The organism is Nostoc sp. DedSLP03 (assembly GCF_034530815.1).
GTDB lineage: Bacteria > Cyanobacteriota > Cyanobacteriia > Cyanobacteriales > Nostocaceae > Nostoc.
Map to the genome: position 1 here is coordinate 26,652 of NZ_JAVRCK010000101.1, position 3,348 is coordinate 29,999.

Consider the following 3,348-nt stretch of genomic DNA (forward strand, 5'->3'; position numbering starts at 1 on the left):
ATCGTCTGACCAACTATTTGTGATTTGAACGATAATTTAGCCAAACGGTCACGAAATACTTCACTTTGTACTAGGACAACATATAGTTCAAAGCTATAAATGGAGTTCAAAAAACTCAAAACTTAATTACAGCAGGGAACATGGTCAAATAGTTCATTTGTACCGTACCGTGATGGGAGAGAAATAAAAATTCAGATTTCAGGCGATCGCTTTATCACTCAATTTTTGGCGAAACATATTTTTGAACCATATTGTGGACATTTTGAATTATATTTTGACCGAAAGTTTAAAATTTTCGACTAAATTAGTGTGTCTTGCTCGGCATTTTTTACCAAGTCTAAAAATAAAACTTTTGGTCGTATTATGGTTCACATTTAAAACACACGGACATAATTTGATTCACAAAGCTAAGTTATTGATTGGCTCAAAAGCTTGAAATTACGTTAACTTATGGTCACGTTATGGTTTAAAATTTGGTCACGCAGGGGGTAAAATCACACTATTCACAAATTGAGTTGTGGTAGGAGATTGATTGTCGAAGTGCTAAGGGTCGAAGCCGTTCAATATCTAATAGCAATAAAGACAAGACTAAATGAGGTAAAAAAGTAGATAGTGCAAGGAAAGCAGCTTATCTCGTCAATGTTTAGAACGACGTATTCCTGATACAGAAACATTAACTTCTGAAATCGCTGCTTGGGAGAACAACGTAATCAAGAACAAACAAGTGTCCATTGGAGCTTTAAAACCAAGGATGCACGTAAAAAAATGCAGCGTTTATATCCAGATTTAACCTACCAAACTTTACTAGGTAGACTACTAGAGTGACAAAACAGGGCTATCTTAAATATTAGCGCAAGAGTCTAAATAGCCATCCTTAAAAAATCGTGAAAATTATGTAGGATTGCTAGCTTTGTGTTTGGTCAATTCTGATCCACGAATGCTTAACCTCTTGACGCACAGCTATCCAACCTAAAGGTAAGTCAGCTAATTCCTGTATAGAAGGATCTAAAGCTACTATCCTTGCTAGAGCTACTGTCATTGCATTATCAATGGACACATTTTCAGATGTGTGAAACTGCCATGCTCCATCGTCACTATCATGTGAAACGAAAAGAATAGGTTTCCCACCCTGAAGGATGTCTGTTGATGTAATAACAGCAACATTTGGAGGATCTTCAAACAGCCAAGTTGAGTTGTTTTTGTTCATATGTTTGTAATGTAATTACTTTAATAAATGTAAAAAAGATAAATATTTGGATTATTAATTATGAATTATTTATTTTAAGAAAAAACTATCTTATTTTAACTTAAAGTTAATAGTGGTATACTAAGTATCAGCTTTTTCTAAATATATGTATTTTCCTTAATGATTATTTTATAAGAGTCAATTTAATGATATCCACTAAAGACCTGTCTCTCTTCCCCAATATTAATAATCTTAAAGCTCTAACCCAATCGCTAGCAATGCTAGATGCAATTATAAGCCCTGATTGGGAATTTAGATACTATTCTTTCAACTCACACTGGAACACTGAAGTTTCAATAGCTACAATGCTTAATGGTTCAGGAGATCACATATTCCTAGTTTTTACCCAGATAGGAGCTATAGTGAAGGGATTCGCACATGAATCTCCGATGAGCCCCTATATAAATGATTTGGGGCAAGTGTGGCCTAACGTTTTAGATCAAGTTCCAGAACCTCTTGCAGTATATTTAAAAGAGCCAGCATTTTTAATTAATGAAACAACATTCTGTATATGGCGCTCCTTTCAAGATGCGACATGGAAGCGAGGTGTACTTAAATTTCCTGAAAGTGATAACCCAGACGGTTCAAAAGAATTGCTTAGTATCTTAGACGGTAATCCTTTAACTTACCAAACTTGGGCAGAGAGTTACTATGAGCAAAAAATTAGTGTGAATGCTGTCGATCAAGTATATAAACATTGTCACTTAACGCAAAGCCTAGTTTCAGAATTAAATCCAGATATTTCTTTACAGATGCTAGCACAAGATATTGAAGAAATTGGATATCCTAATAGTCTGGCAAAAATAGATTCACGCTTAATGTGAATTAAAAAATCCTGTTATCAGGACTTAAACATTTTTAATATGCTAGCAGTTGAAGTGCGATTGCTGAAACGGTTGCCGTAGGCATCGCTAGTCATTCCACTTCACTAGTACCCCATCAACAACCACAATGCCCCACTGCGGAAACTTCGCCAACAACTTCTTGATCACAATCTGCAAAGCCGGATCATCCCAACACTCCTGCAAGAACTCAAACCCCGGATTCTGCCCCGAATTTCCTGCAGCTTTCAGTTTCTGCATACGCTCCGGTCGTATATTTGACCTTGCAACTATCGCCTCATGTGACCATTTTTCAGGATTTGGCACAGGCACGGCGGAAAATAGTTAACGAACTCTTTTGAAGAGTTCGTTAACTGTTCCTGAGTAGTTCGTGAAGGTTTCTGAAACCCCTGTTCTGACTGACTTTGACCTGAAATAGATGCTGTATACGAAGCACCCATTTCTTCAGAGCCAGCATCTATCTCTGAAATCTCAGCATTTGATTCTCGTTTTTCAGAATTTGGTTGCTGATTAAGAGAATTAGCTTTCTCCCAAAATTCCTTCATCCGGCTGCCATGTAAATTCTTCACCATCCAAGCAATAGTCTCCCGGCCATCCTGTATAGATTTGTCGGGCTTAAAAATGAACAGTCCGCTTTCAGCTAGAATTTTCTTCGCAGAGATAAAAGTACTATACCCCAAAGCACTTGTTAGCGGCATCCACCGAGAACCATAAGGGTCAGCCGTCCAACACTCTTGCCATAACTGATCAAGCAATCTCAACTATGATACATGAGTCGTTCATGTACAAAGAAGATAAACAATTTTTCAAAACACCCTATATGAAGAATATTTGGCCTTTGGACGTGAGTTTCTTTATAGAAGTAAGCGACGAACAACTTTGGAAGAGCGTAAAACTTTATGGGAAATTATCATTAATACAGAAGAATATCAAGGACTTGATGAAGGGAAAAATCTATTCCCATAAATAAACAGTAAATAACAATGGAGAGCAAATGTCAAAATATTCAGATCAGCCTAATTATGTTAGGTACGATGAACAAATACATAGTACTAGTAGAGCTTTTGAACTTTACTCTCAAGGGATTAGGTTTTATTGTCCTATTTGTAATTCCGAAATTCTAGTTTTGGAAGATTATAAATCATCAAGTAAGTATCACAAACATCCGGGTATTTACTGTTCGCTAAATGAACAGCACGTTAATATAAGGGATTTCCAAAGAATAAATTATTCCAAGAAAAACAAGAAATATGTTTTCTC

At 36.3% G+C, this 3,348-nt stretch carries 4 protein-coding genes; 2 read left to right on the forward strand and 2 right to left on the reverse strand.

Features of this window, described 5'->3' with window-relative positions; genetic code table 11:
* Positions 1-904: 904 nt before the first annotated feature.
* Positions 905-1,207 carry a hypothetical protein gene (locus RM368_RS32320; RefSeq protein WP_322697837.1) on the reverse strand — a complete coding sequence of 101 codons (303 nt, stop codon included), beginning with the start codon at positions 1,205-1,207 and terminating at the stop codon, positions 905-907.
* A 185-nt stretch (positions 1,208-1,392) separates the two neighbouring features.
* Here RM368_RS32320 and RM368_RS32325 point away from each other — a divergent pair, with 185 nt between their 5' ends.
* Positions 1,393-2,070, forward strand: coding sequence for a hypothetical protein (locus RM368_RS32325; protein ID WP_322697838.1), 678 nt, complete (start codon positions 1,393-1,395; stop codon positions 2,068-2,070).
* A gap of 287 nt (positions 2,071-2,357) precedes the next feature.
* Here RM368_RS32325 and RM368_RS32330 read toward each other — a convergent pair whose 3' ends face one another.
* Positions 2,358-2,843 carry a hypothetical protein gene (locus RM368_RS32330; protein ID WP_322697839.1) on the reverse strand — a complete coding sequence of 162 codons (486 nt, stop codon included), beginning with the start codon at positions 2,841-2,843 and terminating at the stop codon, positions 2,358-2,360.
* Positions 2,844-3,082: 239 nt separating this feature from the next.
* Between RM368_RS32330 and RM368_RS32335 the strand changes: the two genes are divergently transcribed.
* Positions 3,083-3,348, forward strand: a 266-nt coding sequence (locus RM368_RS32335) for a hypothetical protein (RefSeq protein WP_322697840.1), incomplete at its 3' end; no start/stop codon positions are given.

What these genes read in the sequence shown, in the direction of transcription:
- RM368_RS32320 (WP_322697837.1), bottom strand. Translation starts at nt 1,207, where the DNA reads ATGAACAAAAACAACTCAACTTGGCTGTTTGAAGATCCTCCAAATGTT.
- RM368_RS32325 (WP_322697838.1), top strand. Translation starts at nt 1,393, where the DNA reads ATGATATCCACTAAAGACCTGTCTCTCTTCCCCAATATTAATAATCTT.